The organism is Escherichia sp. KS167_9B, from assembly GCF_030295215.1.
Taxonomy (GTDB): Bacteria; Pseudomonadota; Gammaproteobacteria; order Enterobacterales; family Enterobacteriaceae; genus Escherichia; species Escherichia coli_F.
Genome location: NZ_AP025754.1, coordinates 4,248,452 through 4,266,369, shown reverse-complemented (window position 1 = coordinate 4,266,369; position 17,918 = coordinate 4,248,452). Strand labels below are relative to the sequence as shown.

The following is a 17,918-nucleotide window of genomic DNA, read 5'->3' as shown; positions in this document are numbered from 1 at the left end:
CCCGGATCAGGCCGCAGGGGTGAAACTCTGCGGCCTTTTTCGTTCTTATTGCGGGTAAGGCACCCAGTCGCCGCCGTTCAGGCGAACGTACGGTTTATCCTGGTATTGAATAACTACTGCATTTGAGTTCTCGGAGACCGGTGCTGTTTGTGGCAACCCACTGGTGAGTTTTTTCCAGTCAACATTGTCTTCGGTGAAAATCTTACCATCAAGAACGCGAACCACCAGATCGGAGATAGCCAGGAAGCTGCTCGGTTGGTCGATGACAATCGGTGCCCCCTGATGTGGTGCCTTCATGCCGAAGAATTTCACCCCAACGGGGACGTCTGTGATAGACGGGCTAGGGATATCACGTAGGCCAGATACCTGCATTCTGTCGCCCTTCAGCGCGCCACCGTGTTCCGGCACCACTACCACCATCACTTTACGACCCGATTTCTCCAGTTCAGTAAAGAAGGCGTCCAGCTCATCAAAGAATTTCTGCGCTCGCGCTTTGTAATCCGCTGTTTTGCTGACGCCCGGATAATGGTTGCCGTCATGCAGTGGAAGCGTGTTATAGAACGTGGCACTACGGCTGTTTTTATCTTTTTCGGTAACGTCCAGCCAGCGGTTAAGCACGGCGGTATCGTCATAAACCGGCGAACCATCAAAGCCCAGCAAAATAACCGGCAGATTTGTTTGATCCATCAATTCGGTCTGCATGCCGCCATTTTCGCGAACTTCTTTCAAAAAACCGCCGAACTGGCCGTTATGTCCCATCATCAGGTGCTGGGTAAAGCCCAGTTTCGACAGGTTATCAAACAGATAGCAGTCGTTATTTGCCGGTTGATACAGATTAGTGTGCGAAGTCTGCCCGCAGCTGGCGCGCAGTAAACGGATCGCCGCCGGGCCACTGTAGGAGGTGGCGGAGTTAAAGTTCTTGAACTCAATATCGAAATGCGACCACAGCGGATGCGACATCAACCCGGCGGCTTCAATATCCGACCAGGAAAGCGAACAGATATTAATCACCAGTAGTTCAAATGGCTGAGCATCAGCGGGCAGCGAAGACGGGAAGGTCGATTTACGTTTCGCCTCCGCGTTATAGAAATTATTCAGCCAGGCGTTAAGGTTCGCCGTTGTGGGCGGTGCAGTTTGTGCGGGCATATCACCCACTACCGGTGCGCCACCCGTCGCCGCAACGGTTGCCGCTGCGTTACCACCCGTCGTTGTTACAGTGGTCGTCGGTTGACCGGCAGGCCACAAGGAGAAACTTGGTCCCGCCAGGGTAAGTACGTTCAGCCATAGCAGAATGGCAACCACAAAAACGGTAATGCGAATCCATTGTGACAGGAATAACCAGGCCACTAATAAAACAAAAATGGCCCCAATCATCTGCCAGTTAATAAAGCGTGTGACAAGGTCGATTAAATAATCGGTACTGAACCCCGCCACCTGCGAACCCTGGCTCATTATGCTTTCCGGGCCAGGCAACCAGGTGTCATGCCAGAACAAAGCAAAGCCGATCGGCAGGGCAATCCAGTGGCGTAAGCGATGCAGGCTGTAGCGCGGAATGGGCATCAGCAGAAACGCGGCAAACACCAGATTGAGGAGCGGATGGAAGTTAAGATATCCCGCCCACAACAGGCCGAACTTAACCAGAAAATAGAAGTTCCAGCCGGAAAGGCCGCGCCAGTATTGCCAGAGGGAAGAAGGCATGGCGGTATTTTGCGTAAATTGAGTCATTTTTTGGTTGCCCTGGCTTTTTCCGTGCGGCGTAACGTCCCGGCCGGTTTAACATAACGAGGTTTAGCAAAGAACAAACGTAAGGTGTCGCGAATGCGTCGCAAAGAGTGCCGCGCCAGATAGCCCAGCGGGAAAAATATCAGTGCGCAAACGACAATAATTTCAATGATATCGCTGATGGTCATCATGATGAGCGCTCCACAGCATCATCTAACAGTCGCATTGGTTCTGGTATTCTTCGCCAGTGGCGACCATCGTGCTCGGCATTGATGACCGGTTTAGAACTTTGCGTTAAAGGCAGCGGCATGCCCCATTGTTCTGGGGCAAGCAGGCGCATCTGCACCAGCTCGGCACTGATTTGATCATCTTCAAACCAGACCATACGGTTTGAGAAAATGTCGCCAGTCGGCAATGGGAAAATATGATTCAACGCGGTATCCAGATCGTTAATCCGACAGAATGAGAGAAACAGCACCAGCCGATTACCGCCAATGGTCATGATATCGCCGGTACGGTTAGGGCGACACAGCGTCAGGGCTTGCTCAACGCGGATACCCGGTACCGGACGTAGGGCAACCAGAACGCCTTTACCATGTGCAGGCAAGAGAGGGTTATTCATCATGTTGTTAACGGCATTACAGAACACATCCCACTTCTGGAAACCACGTAGTTTGAGCGGCTGGGTCATTGACAGCAAGGTAGTGATATCTTCCGGCACATAGCGACTAAACTTCTGCCCTTGCACGCTTTCTATCATCGTCAGACAGCGGGAGAGTGGCGCATTCCACGGGATAACCATATTTGCACCGCAGGCCAATAACAAACGTTCATCGGTGGCGCGCAGGCTTGCGGTATTTTCCCGTACGAGGATTTTCATCGCACTACCGCGCTGGCGACGCAGAGTATGAATGCTGCGGGCCAGTGGCTCGATTTGCGCATTTTGCTGTAAAGAAAAGACCACCGTCGCCGCCTGAGCGGTACGGGCTTCATTGAACAGAACTTCGTTATTGTTGAACAGTTGCCAGTGTTCCGATAGCGGCGGCGCACCTTCCAGTACAGCAACATTACTCAGAATGCGTTTTTCGTCGCTGCGTGGTTGGATCTCCGCCTCTTCGCTTTGAACTAATGTCCAGATACCTTTTTGTTGCTGAACGCTAAGCTGCTGACGGGCGCTGACCCCTTTTTCGTTGCACCAGAAGGCAATATCCAGCAAATGTTGGTCGCCCTGAAAACGCAAACTGGCAAGACCAAAAAGTGAACGGTATTCCTCAAGCAACAATGAAAATTGTTTATCGTTATTATTTCCGGGATTAATTACCAAAAGCGAACAATGGTTTAACCTGCTCCATTTATTCATTTTATCCAACCATGAGCGAAGCCGCTCGGCAGGAATGTTTTGCCATGCGTTATTTGCGCAAACAAGAATAAAAAGGTAATTATTGGGATCAATAGAACACTGCAAATCACGGGCCAAATAGTATAGACCTTTTTCATGATTTAGCATTGAAAATAATTTTATTTTTTCCGGCCCTTGAGAATCATCTAATTGAAAGATTTTCGCCGGATCGCTGTCCATGCTAATGACCGCGACGTGTGCGGTTTCAGCCTGGGATGCAATTGTTTGATTCGCCAGACTGATAGCATCTTCATGGCGATCGACGTTAAACCACCAGACGCCGCCTGCTGGCATATGTCGCAGCTCATCCCATAATGATGAGATACCGATAGAGAATACAGGGTCCACAATGTCCCTCATGTCACCATTTTGTCTGATTATCAGTTTACTAGCGAAAGCTAAGAAATAAACCTACCATTGAAATTAAAACTTATCAGATTTAGCATGTGAATCAATTTAGCAGGTCACAAGACGTGTGATTTTAGTCTTTTCGTTTTTAACTTTTTTTGTTGCGTAACGGAAAGTCAAAAAGTGAGCAAATTCCCGTCTCGCCGTAAACAATAAACCGGCGAAATGCTCACGGTTAGAATTGTCTCATGAACGGTACGGTTATTTCATAGGGATCAAGCAAATGAATAACAATGAACCAGATACTCTGCCTGATCCCGCGATAGGCTATATCTTCCAGAATGATATTTTGGCGTTAAAGCAGGCATTTTCACTGCCTGATATTGATTATGCCGATATTTCCCAACGCGAACAGTTGGCCGCGGCATTAAAACGCTGGCCGTTGCTGGCAGAGTTTGCGCAACAAAAGTAGGGGATTGGTGAATGGCCGTACTGGGATTGCAGGGGGTGCGGGGAGGCGTGGGAACAACAACCATCACTGCCGCATTAGCCTGGTCATTACAAATGTTGGGAGAAGATGTCCTGGTGGTCGATGCCTGCCCGGACAACTTGTTGCGCCTGTCATTTAACGTTGATTTTACCCACCGTCAGGGCTGGGCCAGAGCCATGCTGGACGGTCAGGACTGGCGTGACGCCGGGTTGCGCTATACCTCGCAACTCGATTTGCTGCCTTTTGGTCAGTTATCCATTGAAGAACAAGAAAATCCACAGCACTGGCAAACCCGGCTGAGCGATATTTGCTCCGGCTTACAGCAACTAAAAGCCAGCGGGCGTTACCAGTGGATTTTAATCGACTTACCGCGTGATGCCTCGCAGATAACCCACCAGCTGCTGAGTTTGTGCGATCACTCGCTGGCAATCGTCAATGTGGATGCCAACTGCCATATCCGGCTGCATCAGCAGGCGCTGCCGGATGGCGCGCATATTTTGATTCAATGACTTCCGTATCGGCAGTCAGGTTCAGGACGATATTTACCAGCTTTGGTTGCAAAGCCAGCGCCGATTACTGCCAATGCTCATTCATCGTGATGAAGCGATGGCTCAATGCCTGGCGGCTAAGCAACCAGTCGGTGAATACCGCAGTGATGCGCTGGCGGCTGAAGAGATACTGACGCTGGCTAACTGGTGCCTGTTGAACTATTCCGGGCTGAAAACGCCAGTCGGGAGTGCATCATGAGTATCCTGACCCGGTGGTTGCTTATCCCGCCGGTCAACGCGCGGCTTATCGGGCGTTATCGCGATTATCGTCGTCACGGCGCGTCGGCTTTCAGCGCGACGCTCGGCTGTTTTTGGTTGATCCTGGCCTGGATTTTTATTCCGCTGGAGCACCCGCGCTGGCAGCGTATTCGCGCAGAACATAAAAACCTGTATCCGCATATCAACGCCTCGCGTCCGCGTCCGCTGGACCCGGTCCGTTATCTCATTCAAACCTGCTGGTTACTGATCGGTACATCGCGCAAAGAAACGCCGAAACCGCGCAGGCGGACATTTTCAGGTCTGCAGAATATTCGTGGACGTTACCATCAATGGATGAACGAGCTGCCTGAGCGCGTTAGCCATAAAACACAGCATCTCGATGAGAAAAAAGAACTCGGCCATTTGAGCGCCGGGGCGCGGCGGTTGATCCTCGGTATCATCGTCACCTTCTCGCTGATTCTGGCGTTAATCTGCGTTACCCAGCCGTTTAACCCGCTGGCGCAGTTTATCTTCCTGATGCTGCTGTGGGGTGTAGCGCTGATCGTACGGCGGATGCCGGGGCGCTTCTCGGCGCTAATGTTGATTGTGCTGTCGCTGACCGTTTCTTGCCGTTATATCTGGTGGCGCTACACCTCTACGCTGAACTGGGACGATCCGGTCAGTCTGGTGTGCGGGCTTATACTGCTGTTCGCTGAAACGTACGCGTGGATTGTGCTGGTGCTCGGCTACTTCCAGGTGGTATGGCCGCTGAATCGTCAGCCGGTGCCATTGCCGAAAGATATGTCGCTGTGGCCGTCGGTGGATATCTTTGTCCCGACTTACAATGAAGATCTCAACGTGGTGAAAAATACGATTTACGCCTCGCTGGGTATCGACTGGCCGAAAGACAAGCTGAACATCTGGATCCTCGATGACGGCGGCAGGGAAGAGTTTCGCCAGTTTGCACAAAACGTGGGGGTGAAATATATCGCCCGTACCACTCATGAACATGCGAAAGCAGGCAACATCAACAATGCGCTGAAATATGCCAAAGGCGAGTTCGTGTCGATTTTCGACTGCGACCACGTGCCGACGCGCTCATTCCTGCAAATGACCATGGGCTGGTTCCTGAAAGAAAAACAACTGGCGATGATGCAGACGCCGCATCACTTCTTCTCACCGGACCCGTTTGAACGTAACCTGGGGCGTTTTCGTAAAACGCCGAACGAAGGCACGCTGTTTTATGGTCTGGTGCAGGATGGCAACGATATGTGGGACGCCACCTTCTTCTGCGGTTCATGTGCGGTGATTCGCCGTAAGCCGCTGGATGAGATTGGCGGCATTGCTGTCGAAACGGTAACCGAAGATGCGCATACTTCTCTGCGTTTGCACCGTCGTGGCTACACCTCTGCATATATGCGTATTCCGCAGGCGGCGGGGCTGGCGACCGAAAGTCTGTCGGCGCATATCGGCCAACGTATTCGCTGGGCACGTGGGATGGTGCAAATCTTCCGTCTTGATAACCCGCTCACCGGAAAAGGACTGAAGTTCGCGCAACGGCTCTGCTACGTCAACGCCATGTTCCATTTCTTGTCGGGCATTCCACGGCTGATCTTCCTGACTGCGCCGCTGGCTTTCCTGCTACTTCATGCCTACATCATCTACGCGCCAGCGTTGATGATCGCTCTGTTTGTGCTGCCGCATATGATTCACGCCAGCCTGACCAACTCGAAGATTCAGGGCAAATATCGCCACTCCTTCTGGAGTGAAATCTACGAAACGGTACTGGCGTGGTATATCGCGCCACCGACGTTGGTAGCGCTGATTAACCCACATAAAGGCAAATTTAACGTCACCGCCAAAGGTGGACTGGTGGAAGAAGAGTACGTCGACTGGGTGATCTCACGGCCCTACATTTTCCTGGTATTGCTCAACCTGGTCGGTATTGCGGTCGGTATCTGGCGTTACTTCTACGGCCCGCCAACCGAGATGCTCACTGTCATCGTCAGTATGGTGTGGGTGTTCTACAACCTGATTATTCTCGGTGGTGCGGTAGCGGTATCGGTAGAAAGCAAACAGGTTCGCCGATCGCACCGCGTGGAGATGACGATGCCCGCGGCAATTGCCCGCGAAGATGGTCACCTCTTCTCGTGTACCGTTCAGGATTTCTCCGACGGTGGTTTGGGGATCAAGATCAACGGTCAGGCACAGATTCTGGAAGGGCAGAAAGTGAATCTGTTGCTTAAACGCGGTCAGCAAGAATACGTCTTCCCGGCCCAGGTGGCGCGCGTGATGGGTAATGAAGTTGGGCTGAAATTAATGCCGCTCACCACCCAGCAACATATCGATTTTGTGCAGTGTACGTTTGCCCGTGCGGATACATGGGCGCTCTGGCAGGACAGTTACCCGGAAGATAAGCCGCTGGAAAGTCTGCTGGATATTCTGAAGCTCGGCTTCCGTGGCTACCGCCATCTGGCGGAGTTTGCGCCTTCTTCGGTGAAGGGCATTTTCCGTGTGCTGACTTCTCTGGTTTCCTGGGTTGTATCGTTTATTCCGCGCCGCCCGGCGTGGAGCGAAACGGCACAACCATCGGATCAGGCTTTGGCTCAACAATGATGATAACGCGATGAAAAGAAAACTATTCTGGATTTGTGCAGTGGCTATGGGGATGAGTGCGTTCCCCTCTTTCATGACGCAGGCGACGCCAGCAACGCAACCACTGATCAATGCTGAGCCAGCTGTAGCCGCCCAGACGGAACAAAATCCGCAGGTGGGGCAAGTGATGCCGGGCGTGCAGGGCGCTGATGCCCCCATCGTGGCGCAGAACGGTCCTTCGCGTGATGTGAAGCTGACCTTTGCGCAAATTGCGCCACCGCCGGGCAGCATGGTGCTACGTGGCATTAACCCGAACGGCAGCATTGAGTTTGGTATGCGCAGCGATGAAGTGGTGACGAAGGCGATGCTCAACCTCGAATACACGCCATCGCCATCGTTACTGCCTGTCCAGTCGCAGTTAAAGGTTTATCTCAATGATGAACTGATGGGCGTGCTGCCAGTGACCAAAGAACAGTTGGGTAAAAAAACGCTGGCACAAATGCCAATTAACCCACTGTTTATTACCGACTTCAACCGTGTGCGGCTGGAGTTTGTCGGTCATTATCAGGACGTGTGCGAAAACCCGGCCAGCACCACGCTTTGGCTGGATGTTGGGCGGAGCAGTGGACTGGATCTGACCTATCAGACCCTGAATGTGAAGAATGATCTGTCACACTTCCCGGTACCATTCTTTGACCCGCGTGATAACCGCACCAACACCTTGCCGATGGTCTTTGCGGGTGCGCCGGATGTTGGGCTGCAACAAGCATCTGCCATTGTCGCCTCGTGGTTTGGTTCGCGTTCTGGCTGGCGTGGGCAGAACTTCCCGGTGCTCTATAACCAACTGCCGGATCGCAATGCCATCGTTTTTGCCACTAATGACAAACGCCCGGACTTCCTGCGCGATCATCCGGCGGTAAAAGCCCCGGTGATTGAGATGATCAACCATCCACAGAATCCTTACGTCAAACTGCTGGTGGTCTTTGGTCGTGACGACAAAGACCTGTTGCAGGCAGCGAAAGGTATCGCTCAGGGTAACATTCTGTTCCGTGGTGAAAGCGTGGTAGTGAATGAAGTGAAACCGCTGCTACCGCGTAAGCCGTACGATGCGCCGAACTGGGTGCGTACCGATCGTCCGGTCACCTTTGGTGAACTGAAAACCTATGAAGAACAGTTACAATCCAGCGGTCTTGAGCCAGCAGCGATTAACGTTTCGCTAAACCTGCCGCCGGATCTCTACCTGATGCGCAGTACCGGCATTGATATGGATATCAACTATCGCTACACCATGCCGCCGGTGAAAGACAGTTCGCGGATGGATATCAGCCTGAATAACCAGTTCCTGCAATCCTTCAACCTGAGCAGTAAACAGGAGGCGAACCGCCTGCTGCTGCGTATTCCGGTATTACAAGGTCTGCTGGATGGCAAAACGGATGTCTCTATTCCGGCGCTGAAACTGGGCGCGACCAACCAGCTGCGCTTCGACTTTGAGTATATGAACCCGATGCCGGGCGGTTCGGTGGATAACTGCATTACCTTCCAGCCGGTGCAGAATCATGTGGTGATTGGTGACGACTCCACCATCGACTTCTCGAAGTATTACCACTTCATCCCGATGCCGGATCTACGCGCCTTTGCTAACGCGGGCTTCCCGTTCAGCCGGATGGCGGATCTGTCACAAACCATCACCGTGATGCCGAAAGCGCCTAACGAAGCACAGATGGAAACCTTGCTGAATACCGTTGGCTTTATCGGTGCGCAGACGGGCTTCCCGGCGATTAACCTGACGGTGACCGATGATGGCAGCACCATTCAGGGCAAAGATGCCGACATCATGATCATCGGTGGTATCCCGGACAAACTGAAAGACGACAAGCAGATCGACCTGTTGGTGCAGGCGACCGAAAGCTGGGTGAAAACGCCGATGCGCCAGACCCCGTTCCCCGGCATTGTGCCGGACGAGAGCGATCGCGCGGCAGAAACTCAATCAACGCTGACCTCTTCCGGTGCGATGGCAGCGGTGATTGGCTTCCAGTCGCCGTATAACGACCAGCGTAGCGTGATTGCGCTGCTGGCAGATAGCCCACGCGGTTATGAAATGCTTAACGATGCGGTGAACGATAGCGGCAAACGCGCCACCATGTTCGGCTCGGTCGCGGTGATCCGCGAGTCCGGTATCAATAGCCTGCGTGTTGGCGACGTCTATTACGTTGGCCATCTGCCGTGGTTCGAACGCTTATGGTATGCGCTGGCAAACCATCCGATTCTGCTGGCGGTGCTGGCGGCAATCAGCGTCGTGCTGCTGGCCTGGGTACTGTGGCGTTTGCTGCGTATTATCAGCCGTCGTCGTCTTAACCCGGATAACGAGTAATTGAAGATGAATGTGTTGCGTAGTGGACTCGTGACGATACTGCTGCTGGCTGCCTTTAGTGTTCAGGCAGCCTGCAACTGGCCTGCCTGGGAGCAGTTCAAAAAGGATTACATCAGTCAGGAAGGGCGCGTCATCGACCCCAGCGACGCGCGCAAAATCACCACCTCCGAAGGGCAAAGTTACGGCATGTTCTTTGCCCTGGCGGCTAACGACCGTGCAGCTTTCGATAATATTCTCGACTGGACGCAGAACAATCTCGCTCAGGGTTCTTTAAAAGAACATTTGCCCGCCTGGCTGTGGGGCAAGAAAGAGAACAGTAAGTGGGAAGTGCTGGACAGCAATTCGGCCTCTGATGGTGATGTCTGGATGGCCTGGTCGTTGCTGGAGGCGGGGCGTTTGTGGAAAGAGCAGCGTTATACCGACATCGGCAGCGCGTTGTTAAAACGTATTGCGCGGGAGGAAGTGGTGACGGTGCCTGGGCTGGGTTCCATGTTGTTGCCGGGCAAAGTGGGATTTGCTGAGGATAACAGCTGGCGTTTTAACCCCAGCTACCTGCCGCCGACGCTGGCGCAGTATTTCACCCGCTTTGGCGCGCCGTGGACTACGCTGCGCGAAACCAATCAACGTTTATTGCTGGAAACCGCCCCGAAAGGCTTTTCGCCAGACTGGGTGCGCTATGAGAAAGACAAAGGCTGGCAGCTAAAAGCCGAAAAAACATTGATCAGCAGCTACGACGCTATCCGTGTTTACATGTGGGTAGGCATGATGCCTGACAGCGATCCGCAAAAAGCGCGGATGCTCAACCGGTTTAAACCGATGGCGACATTCACCGAGAAAAACGGCTATCCGCCGGAAAAAGTCGATGTGGCTACGGGGAAAGCGCAGGGTAAAGGACCGGTCGGTTTTTCTGCCGCCATGTTGCCCTTTTTACAAAACCGCGATGCACAGGCCGTTCAGCGCCAGCGCGTGGCCGATAACTTTCCCGGCAGCGATGCCTATTACAACTATGTGCTGACCCTGTTTGGACAAGGCTGGGATCAACACCGTTTCCGCTTCTCGACAAAAGGTGAGTTATTACCTGACTGGGGCCAGGAATGCGCAAATTCACACTAAACATATTCACGCTTTCCCTCGGTCTGGCCGTCATGCCGATGGTCGAGGCAGCACCAACCGCTCAGCAACAGTTGCTGGAGCAAGTTCGGTTAGGCGAAGCGACCCATCGTGAAGATCTGGTGCAACAGTCGTTGTATCGGCTGGAACTTATTGATCCGAATAACCCGGACGTCGTTGCCGCCCGTTTCCGTTCTCTGTTACGTCAGGGCGATATTGATGGCGCGCAAAAACAGCTCGATCGGCTGTCGCAGTTAGCGCCGAGTTCAAATGCGTATAAATCGTCGCGGACCACAATGTTACTTTCTACGCCGGATGGTCGTCAGGCACTGCAACAGGCAAGATTGCAGGCGACTACCGGTCATGCAGAAGAAGCTGTGGCGAGTTACAACAAGCTGTTCAACGGTGCGCCGCCGGAAGGTGACATTGCCGTCGAGTACTGGAGTACGGTGGCGAAAATTCCGGCTCGCCGTGGCGAAGCGATTAATCAGCTAAAACGCATTAATGCGGATACGCCGGGCAATACGGGCCTGCAAAACAATCTGGCGCTATTGCTGTTTAGTAGCGATCGGCGTGACGAAGGCTTTGCCGTCCTGGAACAGATGGCGAAATCGAACGCCGGACGCGAAGGGGCCTCTAAAATCTGGTACGGGCAGATTAAAGACATGCCCGTCAGCGATGCCAGTGTGCAGGCGCTGAAAAAATATCTCTCGATCTTTAGCGATGGCGATAGCGTAGCTGCTGCGCAATCGCAACTGGCAGAACAGCAAAAACAGCTGGCCGACCCTGCTTTCCGCGCTCGTGCGCAAGGTTTAGCGGCAGTGGACTCTGGCATGGCGGGTAAAGCCATTCCCGAACTACAACAGGCAGTGCGGGCGAACCCGAAAGACAGTGAGGCTCTGGGGGCGCTGGGCCAGGCGTATTCTCAGAAAGGCGATCGCGCCAATGCGGTGGCGAATCTGGAAAAAGCCCTCGCACTGGACCCGCACAGCAGCAACAACGACAAATGGAACAGTCTGCTGAAAGTAAACCGCTACTGGCTGGCGATCCAGCAGGGTGATGCCGCGCTGAAAGCCAATAATCCTGACCGGGCAGAACGCCTGTTCCAGCAGGCGCGCAGTGTCGATAACACCGACAGCTATGCGGTGTTGGGGCTGGGCGATGTGGCGATGGCGCGAAAAGATTATTCCGCCGCCGAACGTTATTATCAGCAGACCTTGCGTATGGACAGCGGCAACACTAACGCCGTGCGCGGGCTGGCGAATATTTACCGCCAGCAATCGCCAGAAAAAGCAGAAGCGTTTATCGCCTCGCTCTCTGCCAGCCAGCGGCGCAGCATTGATGATATCGAACGTAGCCTGCAAAACGATCGTCTGGCACAGCAGGCAGAGGCACTGGAAAACCAGGGCAAATGGGCGCAGGCAGCAGCACTTCAGCGGCAACGACTGGCACTGGACCCCGGCAGTGTATGGATTACTTACCGACTTTCGCAGGATCTCTGGCAGGCCGGACAACGCAGCCAGGCCGATACGTTAATGCGCAATCTCGCGCAGCAGAAGCCGAACGACCCGGAGCAGGTTTACGCTTACGGGCTGTACCTCTCAGGTCACGACCAGGACAGAGCGGCACTGGCGCATATCAACAGCCTGCCGCGCACGCAGTGGAACAGCAATATTCAGGAGTTGGTTAATCGCCTGCAAAGCGATCAGGTGCTGGAAACCGCTAATCGCCTGCGAGAAAACGGCAAAGAGGCAGAAGCGGAAGCGATGCTGCGCCAGCAACCGCCTTCCTCGCGTATTGATCTGACGCTGGCTGACTGGGCGCAACAACGACGTGATTACACCGCCGCCCGCACTGCATATCAGAATGTCCTGACGCGGGAGCCAACTAACGCCGATGCCATTCTTGGTCTGACGGAAGTGGATATTGCTGCCGGTGACAAAGCGGCGGCACGTAGCCAGCTGGCGAAACTGCCTGCTACCGATAACGCCTCTCTGAACACACAGCGGCGCGTGGCGCTGGCGCAGGCGCAGCTTGGCGATACCGCAGCGGCGCAGAAGACGTTTAACAAGCTGATCCCGCAGGCAAAATCTCAGCCACCGTCGATGGAAAGCGCGATGGTACTGCGCGACGGTGCGAAGTTTGAAGCACAGGCGGGCGATCCAACGCAGGCGCTGGAAACCTACAAAGACGCGATGGTTGCATCCGGTGTGACCACGACGCGTCCGCAGGATAACGACACCTTTACCCGGCTGACTCGTAACGACGAGAAAGATGACTGGCTGAAACGCGGCGTGCGCAGCGATGCGGCAGATCTCTACCGCCAGCAGGATCTTAACGTCACCCTCGAGCACGATTACTGGGGGTCGAGCGGCACCGGTGGTTACTCCGATCTGAAAGCGCACACTACCATGTTGCAGGTGGATGCGCCGTATTCTGACGGGCGGATGTTCTTTCGCAGTGATTTCGTCAATATGAACGTCGGCAGTTTCTCCACGAATGCCGATGGCAAATGGGATGACAACTGGGGCACCTGTACATTACAGGACTGTAGCGGCAACCGCAGCCAGTCGGATTCCGGTGCCAGCGTGGCGGTCGGCTGGCGAAATGACGTCTGGAGCTGGGATATCGGCACCACGCCGATGGGCTTCAACGTGGTGGATGTGGTCGGCGGCATCAGTTACAGTGATGATATGGGGCCGCTGGGTTACACCGTTAACGCCCATCGTCGGCCCATTTCCAGTTCTTTGCTGGCCTTTGGCGGGCAAAAAGACTCCCCGAGCAATACCGGGAAAAAATGGGGTGGCGTGCGTGCCGACGGCGTGGGGCTAAGCCTGAGCTACGATAAAGGTGAAGCAAACGGCGTCTGGGCATCGCTTAGCGGCGACCAGTTAACCGGTAAAAATGTTGAAGATAACTGGCGCGTGCGCTGGATGACGGGCTATTACTATAAGGTCATCAACCAGAACAATCGCCGCGTGACAATCGGCCTGAACAACATGATCTGGCATTACGACAAAGACCTGAGTGGGTACTCACTCGGTCAGGGCGGTTACTACAGCCCGCAGGAATACCTGTCGTTTGCCATTCCGGTGATGTGGCGTGAACGGACAGAAAACTGGTCGTGGGAGCTGGGGGCGTCTGGTTCGTGGTCGCATTCGCGCACCAAAACCATGCCGCGGTATCCGCTGATGAATCTGATCCCGACTGACTGGCAGGAAGAAGCTGCGCGGCAATCCAACGATGGCGGCAGCAGTCAGGGCTTTGGCTATACGGCGCGGGCATTACTTGAGCGTCGCGTCACATCCAACTGGTTTGTCGGTACGGCAATTGATATCCAGCAAGCGAAGGATTACGCGCCCAGCCATTTCCTGCTCTACGTACGTTATTCCGCCGCCGGATGGCAGGGTGACATGGATTTACCGCCGCAGCCGCTGATACCTTACGCCGACTGGTAAGTTTTCAGATAGCGCCTCTCTTAATGCCGCTGCGATCGGGTATACTCGGGCGGCAATCTGGGATTTCCGGGGGGAGACAATTTGCGCGTAAGTCGCTCGTTAACAATCAAGCAGATGGCAATGGTGGCAGCCGTTGTCCTGGTGTTCGTTTTTATTTTTTGCACCGTTTTGCTGTTCCATCTGGTCCAGCAGAATCGCTATAACACGGCTACGCAACTGGAAAGCATTGCTCGCTCTGTCCGCGAACCCTTATCTTCTGCCATTTTGAAAGGCGATATTCCCGAAGCGGAAGCTATTCTTGCCAGCATTAAACCGGCAGGCGTGGTCAGCCGTGCCGATGTGGTGCTGCCTAACCAGTTCCAGGCGCTGCGTAAAAGTTTTATTCCAGAGCGTCCGGTGCCGGTAATGGTTACTCGCATGTTTGAGCTACCGGTGCAAATCTCGCTGGGCGTTTACTCGCTGGAACGTCCGGCAAACCCGCAGCCAATTGCCTATCTGGTGCTACAGGCGGATTCCTTCCGCATGTATAAGTTCGTGATGAGCACCCTCTCGACGTTAGTGACCATTTACTTACTTTTGTCGTTAATATTGACGGTGGCGATTAGCTGGTGCATTAACCGCCTGATTTTGCATCCGTTACGCAATATTGCTCGTGAACTTAACGCCATCCCAGCCCAGGAGCTTGTTGGTCACCAACTGGCATTACCACGTCTGCATCAGGACGATGAAATCGGTATGCTGGTGCGCAGTTACAACCTCAACCAGCAATTGCTGCAGCGCCATTATGAAGAACAGAACGAAAATGCGATGCGCTTCCCGGTGTCGGATTTGCCGAACAAAGCCTTGCTGATGGAGATGCTGGAGCAGGTTGTCGCGCGTAAACAAACCACCGCGCTGATGATTATCACCTGTGAAACCCTGCGTGATACTGCGGGCGTGCTGAAAGAGGCGCAACGAGAAATTCTGCTGCTGACGCTGGTGGAAAAACTCAAATCGGTACTGTCGCCACGTATGATCCTCGCGCAGATTAGTGGTTATGACTTTGCTGTCATTGCCAACGGTGTACAGGAGCCGTGGCATGCTATTACTTTAGGTCAGCAAGTGCTCACTATCATGAGCGAGCGCCTGCCGATTGAACGTATTCAACTCCGTCCGCACTGTAGCATTGGCGTGGCGATGTTCTACGGCGATCTCACCGCCGAACAGCTTTACAGTCGCGCTATTTCTGCGGCATTTACCGCTCGCCATAAAGGTAAGAATCAGATTCAGTTCTTTGATCCGCAGCAGATGGAAGCCGCCCAACAGCGGTTGACGGAAGAGAGCGATATCCTTAATGCACTGGAAAATCATCAGTTTGCGATTTGGTTACAGCCACAGGTCGAGATGACCAGCGGTAAACTGGTCAGTGCGGAAGTGTTACTGCGTATCCAGCAACCGGATGGCAGTTGGGATCTGCCGGATGGCTTAATCGATCGCATTGAGTGCTGTGGGCTGATGGTTACCGTCGGTCACTGGGTGCTGGAAGAGTCCTGTCGACTGCTGGCTGCCTGGCAAGAGCGCGGCATTATGTTGCCCTTGTCGGTAAACCTCTCAGCGCTGCAACTGATGCACCCGAATATGGTGGCGGATATGCTGGAGCTGTTAACCCGCTATCGCATTCAGCCGGGAACGCTGATTCTGGAAGTGACAGAAAGCCGACGTATTGACGACCCTCATGCAGCGGTGGCAATCCTCCGTCCGTTGCGTAATGCCGGCGTTCGGGTGGCGCTGGATGATTTCGGCATGGGCTACGCAGGGCTGCGTCAGCTGCAGCATATGAAATCGTTGCCAATCGACGTGTTAAAAATCGACAAAATGTTTGTTGAAGGCTTGCCGGAAGATAGCAGCATGATTGCTGCAATTATCATGTTGGCGCAAAGCCTGAACTTACAAATGATTGCCGAAGGCGTGGAGACTGAAGCACAACGCGACTGGCTGGCAAAAGCGGGCGTTGGTATTGCCCAGGGCTTCCTTTTTGCTCGCCCACTCCCTATTGAAATCTTCGAAGAGAGTTACCTGGAAGAAAAGTAGCTACCCCAAACTGATTACAAAACTTTAAAAAGTGCTGGTTTGTGCGAGCCAGCTCAAACTTTTTAACCTTTTTGTTTCAATTATGATCCAGGTACATTTCTGTGATGTTGTCTGGGTGTTATTTTAAGGCCGCAGGTACCCCATAACCTTACAAGACCTGTGGTTTTACTAAAGGACACCCTATGAAAACCTCTCTGTTTAAAAGCCTTTACTTTCAGGTCCTGACAGCGATAGCCATTGGTATTCTCCTTGGCCATTTCTACCCTGAAATAGGCGAGCAAATGAAACCGCTTGGCGACGGGTTCGTTAAGCTCATTAAGATGATCATCGCTCCTGTCATCTTTTGTACCGTCGTAACGGGCATTGCGGGCATGGAAAGCATGAAGGCGGTCGGTCGTACCGGCGCAGTCGCACTGCTTTACTTTGAAATTGTCAGTACCATCGCGCTGATTATTGGTCTTATCATCGTTAACGTCGTGCAGCCTGGTGCCGGAATGAACGTCGATCCGGCAACGCTTGATGCGAAAGCGGTAGCGGTTTACGCCGATCAGGCGAAAGACCAGGGCATTGTCGCCTTCATTATGGATGTCATCCCGGCGAGCGTCATTGGCGCCTTTGCCAGCGGTAACATTCTGCAGGTGCTGCTGTTTGCCGTACTGTTTGGTTTTGCGCTCCACCGTCTGGGCAGCAAAGGCCAACTGATTTTTAACGTGATCGAAAGTTTCTCGCAGGTCATCTTCGGCATCATCAATATGATCATGCGTCTGGCACCTATTGGTGCGTTCGGGGCAATGGCGTTTACCATCGGTAAATACGGCGTCGGCACACTGGTGCAACTGGGGCAGCTGATTATCTGCTTCTATATCACCTGTATCCTGTTTGTGGTGCTGGTATTGGGTTCAATCGCCAAAGCGACCGGTTTCAGTATCTTCAAATTTATTCGCTACATCCGTGAAGAATTGCTGATTGTACTGGGGACTTCATCTTCCGAGTCGGCGCTGCCGCGTATGCTCGACAAGATGGAGAAACTCGGCTGCCGCAAATCGGTGGTGGGGCTGGTCATCCCGACAGGCTACTCGTTTAACCTTGATGGCACATCGATATACCTGACAATGGCGGCGGTGTTTATCGCCCAGGCCACTAACAGTCAGATGGATATCGTCCACCAAATCACGCTGTTAATCGTGTTGCTGCTTTCTTCTAAAGGGGCGGCAGGGGTAACGGGTAGTGGCTTTATCGTGCTGGCAGCGACGCTCTCTGCGGTGGGCCATTTGCCGGTAGCGGGTCTGGCGCTAATTCTTGGTATCGACCGCTTTATGTCAGAAGCTCGTGCGCTGACTAACCTGGTCGGTAACGGCGTAGCGACCATTGTTGTTGCTAAGTGGGTGAAAGAACTGGACCACAAAAAACTGGACGATGTGCTGAATAATCGTGCGCCGGATGGCAAAACGCACGAATTATCCTCTTAATCTCACCACTTATGCCCGCACTCCCTTCCCCGAGTGCGGGTGTTTGCGCATAATTGACCCCTGTGCCTGAACTTACCACCTGGGTGAGTTCAGGTTTATTTCACTTCTTCCGTGACATTTTCATGTTCTTGCGGTCTAAC

General features: G+C 53.4%; 10 protein-coding genes and 1 pseudogene. 8 read left to right on the top strand and 3 right to left on the bottom strand.

Going from position 1 to position 17,918, the window contains the following annotated elements; genetic code table 11:
* Positions 1 to 45 precede the first annotated feature (45 nt).
* The 3 genes from bcsG to bcsE are packed head-to-tail and all read right to left on the bottom strand — an operon-like array spanning position 46 to position 3,481.
* On the bottom strand, positions 46 to 1,725 hold the full coding sequence (bcsG, locus tag QUE34_RS21375; RefSeq protein WP_000191596.1) for a cellulose biosynthesis protein BcsG: 1,680 nt from the start codon (positions 1,723 to 1,725) through the stop codon (positions 46 to 48).
* Positions 1,722 to 1,913 carry a cellulose biosynthesis protein BcsF gene (gene bcsF, locus QUE34_RS21370; RefSeq protein ID WP_000988308.1) on the bottom strand — a complete coding sequence of 64 codons (192 nt, stop codon included), beginning with the start codon at positions 1,911 to 1,913 and terminating at the stop codon, positions 1,722 to 1,724. The genes bcsG and bcsF overlap by 4 nt, the downstream gene beginning before the upstream one ends.
* Positions 1,910 to 3,481: a cellulose biosynthesis c-di-GMP-binding protein BcsE gene (bcsE, locus tag QUE34_RS21365; RefSeq protein ID WP_077757021.1), complete on the bottom strand. Its 1,572-nt coding sequence runs from the start codon at positions 3,479 to 3,481 to the stop codon at positions 1,910 to 1,912. Before bcsE ends, bcsF begins: the two co-directional genes overlap by 4 nt.
* A 271-nt stretch (positions 3,482 to 3,752) precedes the next feature.
* Here bcsE and bcsR point away from each other — a divergent pair, with 271 nt between their 5' ends.
* From bcsR to dctA, 8 genes and pseudogenes are all read left to right on the top strand, one after another.
* Complete coding sequence (gene bcsR, locus QUE34_RS21360) at positions 3,753 to 3,941, top strand: cellulose biosynthesis protein BcsR (RefSeq protein ID WP_001063314.1); 189 nt, start codon at positions 3,753 to 3,755, stop codon at positions 3,939 to 3,941.
* An 11-nt stretch (positions 3,942 to 3,952) separates the two neighbouring features.
* Positions 3,953 to 4,706, top strand: a pseudogene (gene bcsQ / locus QUE34_RS21355) (cellulose biosynthesis protein BcsQ).
* Positions 4,703 to 7,321, top strand: coding sequence for a UDP-forming cellulose synthase catalytic subunit (gene bcsA, locus QUE34_RS21350; RefSeq protein WP_286338877.1), 2,619 nt, complete (start codon positions 4,703 to 4,705; stop codon positions 7,319 to 7,321). Before bcsQ ends, bcsA begins: the two are co-directional and overlap by 4 nt.
* A gap of 10 nt (positions 7,322 to 7,331) precedes the next feature.
* Complete coding sequence (gene bcsB, locus QUE34_RS21345) at positions 7,332 to 9,671, top strand: cellulose biosynthesis cyclic di-GMP-binding regulatory protein BcsB (RefSeq protein ID WP_001355017.1); 2,340 nt, start codon at positions 7,332 to 7,334, stop codon at positions 9,669 to 9,671.
* 6 nt (positions 9,672 to 9,677) lie between these two features.
* Positions 9,678 to 10,784, top strand: coding sequence for a cellulose synthase complex periplasmic endoglucanase BcsZ (bcsZ, locus tag QUE34_RS21340; RefSeq protein ID WP_032303998.1), 1,107 nt, complete (start codon positions 9,678 to 9,680; stop codon positions 10,782 to 10,784).
* A complete protein-coding gene (bcsC, locus tag QUE34_RS21335; protein WP_032303997.1) occupies positions 10,766 to 14,239 on the top strand; it encodes a cellulose synthase complex outer membrane protein BcsC in 3,474 nt (1,157 codons plus the stop codon). The genes bcsZ and bcsC overlap by 19 nt, the downstream gene beginning before the upstream one ends.
* Positions 14,240 to 14,320: 81 nt before the next feature.
* The gene (gene hmsP / locus QUE34_RS21330; protein WP_001266333.1) at positions 14,321 to 16,309 is read left to right on the top strand and encodes a biofilm formation regulator HmsP; all 1,989 of its coding nucleotides are present in this window, start codon (positions 14,321 to 14,323) and stop codon (positions 16,307 to 16,309) included.
* Positions 16,310 to 16,491: 182 nt separating this feature from the next.
* Complete coding sequence (gene dctA, locus QUE34_RS21325) at positions 16,492 to 17,778, top strand: C4-dicarboxylate transporter DctC (RefSeq protein WP_000858214.1); 1,287 nt, start codon at positions 16,492 to 16,494, stop codon at positions 17,776 to 17,778.
* Positions 17,779 to 17,918 lie beyond the last annotated feature (140 nt).